The sequence below is a fragment of the Mesorhizobium sp. M2C.T.Ca.TU.002.02.1.1 genome (assembly GCF_003997225.1).
In genome coordinates this window covers 1-3,647 of record NZ_RZTO01000639.1, presented here as the reverse complement: position 1 = coordinate 3,647, position 3,647 = coordinate 1, and the positions used below count along the sequence as shown (strand labels likewise).

The following is a 3,647-nucleotide window of genomic DNA, read 5'->3' as shown; positions in this document are numbered from 1 at the left end:
GAAAAGAGAATGGCCGCGAGAAAAGGAACCGCCAACCGCTATTACAGCGGCCCGCCCAGCGATCATTTCGACGGGACCTTGTTCTTGAACCCCGGCGGCAAACCGCCCGGGCGCTTCAGCGATCTTCTCAAATGGCAATTCGGCGGCAAGCGGGCGAAGTGGCCGGCCGCCTGGCCAAGCCCCCATCCGCCGGCAAAACCGGACGGACGGCTGGATGGCGGCGCGCTCAGGCTCACCATGGTCGGCCACGCCTCGCTTCTCATTCAGACCGCCGGACTGAACATCCTGACCGATCCGGTCTGGTCGGGGCGTGCTTCGCCTTTTTCCTTCGCCGGCCCGAGAAGGGTCAATGCGCCGGGCATCGCCTTTGCCGACCTGCCACCGATCGACCTGGTGCTGGTCAGTCACAATCACTACGATCATCTCGACCTCGCCACGCTGAAGCGACTGAAGGAAAGCCACGACCCGCTGGTGATCACGCCGCTCGGCAACGACGCCGTGATCGGCCGCGCCGTGCCCGGCATGCGGCTCGGCGTGCATGACTGGGGCGACAGGATCGATTTCGGCGCGGCCGCCATCCATGTCGAGCCGGCGCATCACTGGTCGGCGCGCGGCGGACGTGACCGCCGCATGGCGCTTTGGGCGGGCTTTGTCATCGAGACGGAGGGCGGCAACATCTATTTCGCCGGCGATACCGGCTTCCATGACGGCATCAACTACCGGCTGATGGGAGAAAAGCATGGCGGCTTCCGCCTCGCCATCCTGCCGATCGGCGCCTATGAGCCGCGCTGGTTCATGGCACCGCAGCACCAGAACCCGCAAGAGGCCGTGCAGGGCATGAAGCTCTGCAACGCGGCTCACGCCGCCGGCTGTCACTGGGGCACCTTCCATCTCACCGACGAGCCGGTCGAGGAACCGGCCCGGAAACTGGCCGAGGCGCTGGAGGCTGAAGGCCTGCCGCCGGAGCGCTTCCGCGCCATGCGGCCCGGTGAAGTGTGGGATGTACCGCCCATCTGACAAGGAACCCAAACCGGCCAAACGCGTTGGTTTCGCGACGCAATTTCGCCGGAGCTTCCCATGATCAAGTGGATCATCATCCTTCTCATCATTGCCGCCGCCGCGAGCCTGCTCGGCATGCCGGCCTTGGCCGGTGCCGCTGCCATGGGCGCACGCGTGCTGATCGGCATCGTGCTGATCCTTTTCCTGTTGCTTGTGCTCGGCGTCTTCGCCGTCACATAAGACTCGGCTGGACTGGTAATTCCGGGCCGTTTCAGCCATATAGCGGCCAAATGGAACTGGAATGACCGGTTAGATGGCAGGCACCGCCCCCTTCGCCAAGATGAACGGCATCGGCAACGAGATCATCGTTGCCGACATGCGCGGTCGTGCCGACAAGGTGACGGCGGAAGCGGCGATCGCCCTCAACGCCGGCGCCGCGACCAAGTTCGACCAGATCATGGCGATCCATGACGCGCGTACGCCGGGCACTGCCTATTACATCGACATCCTGAATTCCGACGGCACCGGCGCGCAGGCCTGCGGCAACGGCACGCGCTGCGTCGTCCAGGCTCTGGCCGCCGAGACCGGCCAGAAGAGCTTCACCTTCGAGACCCGCGCCGGCATCCTGAATGCCGAGGAGCATGCCGACGGCTCGATCTCCGTCGACATGGGCAAGCCGCGCTTCGGCTGGCAGGAGATCCCGCTGGCGGAAGAGTTCCGCGACACCCGCATGATCGAACTGCAGATCGGCCCGATCGACGCACCGGTGCTGCATTCGCCATCGGCGGTGTCGATGGGCAACCCGCACGCGATCTTCTGGGTCGACAACGACGTCTGGTCCTATGAGCTCGACCGCTTCGGTCCGCTGCTCGAAAACCATCCGATCTTCCCCGAGCGCGCCAACATCACCATCGCCCAGGTGACGTCGCCCGAGACCATGATCATCCGCACCTGGGAGCGCGGCGCCGGCCTCACCAAGGCCTGCGGCTCGGCCGCATGTGCCGCCGTGGTGGCGGCCGCCCGCACCAAGCGCACCGGCCGCAGCGTTTCGCTGCTGACGCCCGGCGGCGGGGAATTGCATGTTTTGTGGCGCGAGGATGATCACGTCATCCTGACGGGTGCCGCCGAATGGGAGTTTTCCGGCAGCTTCGATCCCTCGACCGGCGCCTGGGCCCGCGACACCGAAAGCGCCGCCTGATGTCCGCCCCTGAAAAAGGCGCGGCCCAGGCCCCCGCCGGCAAGGGCATCGACGTCGTCACCTTCGGCTGCCGCCTCAACACCTATGAATCGGAGGTGATGCGCCGCGAGGCCGAGAGCGCCGGCCTCGGCGCGCTGCAAGGCGGCGCCGTCATCTTCAACACTTGCGCCGTGACCGCCGAGGCAGTGCGCCAGGCCAAGCAGGCGATCCGCAAGGCGCGCCGCGAGAACCCTTCAGCCCGCATCATCGTCACCGGCTGCGCGGCGCAGTCCGAGCCGCAGAATTTCGCCGCCATGGACGAGGTCGACCTCGTGCTCGGCAATGAGGAGAAACTCAAGGCCAACTCCTATCGCGCGCTGCCCGATTTCGGCGTCAACGACACCGAGAAGGCGCGCGTCAACGACATCTTTTCGGTGCGCGAGACGGCAGGCCATATGGTCGACGCCATCGAGGGCCGGGCGCGCGCCTTCGTGCAGGTGCAGAATGGCTGCGACCACCGCTGCACCTTCTGCATCATCCCCTATGGCCGCGGCAATTCGCGCTCCGTGCCGATGGGCGCGGTGGTGGAGCAGGTCAAGCGCCTCGCCGGCAACGGCTATGCCGAGATCGTGCTCTCCGGCGTCGACATGACCAGCTTCGGCGCCGACCTGCCGGGCAGCCCGAAGCTTGGAAAACTGGTGAAGACCATTCTCAGGCAAGTGCCCGACGTGAAGCGGCTGCGGCTGTCATCGATCGATTCCATCGAGGCCGACGACGACCTGCTTGACGCCATCGCCACCGAGCCCAGGCTGATGCCGCATCTGCATCTGTCGCTGCAGTCGGGCGACGACATGATCCTGAAGCGCATGAAGCGTCGCCACAGCAGAGACCAGTCGATCCGCTTCTGCGAGGATGTGCGCAAGCTGCGCCCCGGTATCGTCTTCGGCGCCGACATCATCGCCGGATTCCCGACCGAGACCGAGGCGATGTTCGAGAATTCGGAGAAAATTGTCGACGAGTGCGGGCTGACGCATCTCCACGTCTTCCCGTTCTCGCCTCGCGAGGGCACGCCCGCCGCGCGCATGCCGCAGGTCCGCCGCGAGGTGGTGAAGGCGCGCGCCGCAAGGCTGCGCGCCGCCGGCGAGGCCGCCTATCGCCGTCATTTGTCATCGCTTGCCGGCACGCGGCAGTCGATCTTGATCGAGCGCGACGGGCTCGGCCGCACCGAAGGCTTCACGCTGGCGGCGATCGACACCGGCGCGGCCGGCGAGATCGTCGACGCCGTGATCGCCGACCATGACGGCGCCCGACTGATTGCGGCGCCCTTTGCCGCGCAAGCCGCCTGAGAAACTGCGAGACGCATGGCTGGTTTTTTCAAGAAGATATTTTCGTTCGGCAAGAAAGAGGTCGTCGAGGAGCGCGCCGACGAAACGGCCCCGCTGCCGCCGATCAAATGGGATCAGTTGGACGC

The 3,647-nt window shown here is 66.0% G+C and carries 4 protein-coding genes; all 4 read left to right on the top strand.

Annotated elements, in window-relative coordinates; genetic code table 11:
• Positions 1-9: 9 nt before the first annotated feature.
• The 4 genes from EOD07_RS26615 (at position 10) to mtaB (ending at position 3,522) form a co-directional block, all read left to right on the top strand.
• Positions 10-1,017, top strand: a complete 1,008-nt coding sequence (locus tag EOD07_RS26615) for an MBL fold metallo-hydrolase (RefSeq protein WP_127237530.1) — start codon at positions 10-12, stop codon at positions 1,015-1,017.
• A gap of 60 nt (positions 1,018-1,077) precedes the next feature.
• On the top strand, positions 1,078-1,239 hold the full coding sequence (locus EOD07_RS26610) for a DUF1328 family protein (protein ID WP_073985233.1): 162 nt from the start codon (positions 1,078-1,080) through the stop codon (positions 1,237-1,239).
• 73 nt (positions 1,240-1,312) lie between these two features.
• Positions 1,313-2,197, top strand: coding sequence for a diaminopimelate epimerase (dapF, locus tag EOD07_RS26605; protein ID WP_127237529.1), 885 nt, complete (start codon positions 1,313-1,315; stop codon positions 2,195-2,197).
• A complete protein-coding gene (gene mtaB, locus EOD07_RS26600; RefSeq protein WP_127237528.1) occupies positions 2,197-3,522 on the top strand; it encodes a tRNA (N(6)-L-threonylcarbamoyladenosine(37)-C(2))-methylthiotransferase MtaB in 1,326 nt (441 codons plus the stop codon). Before dapF ends, mtaB begins: the two co-directional genes overlap by 1 nt.
• Positions 3,523-3,647: the final 125 nt, after the last annotated feature.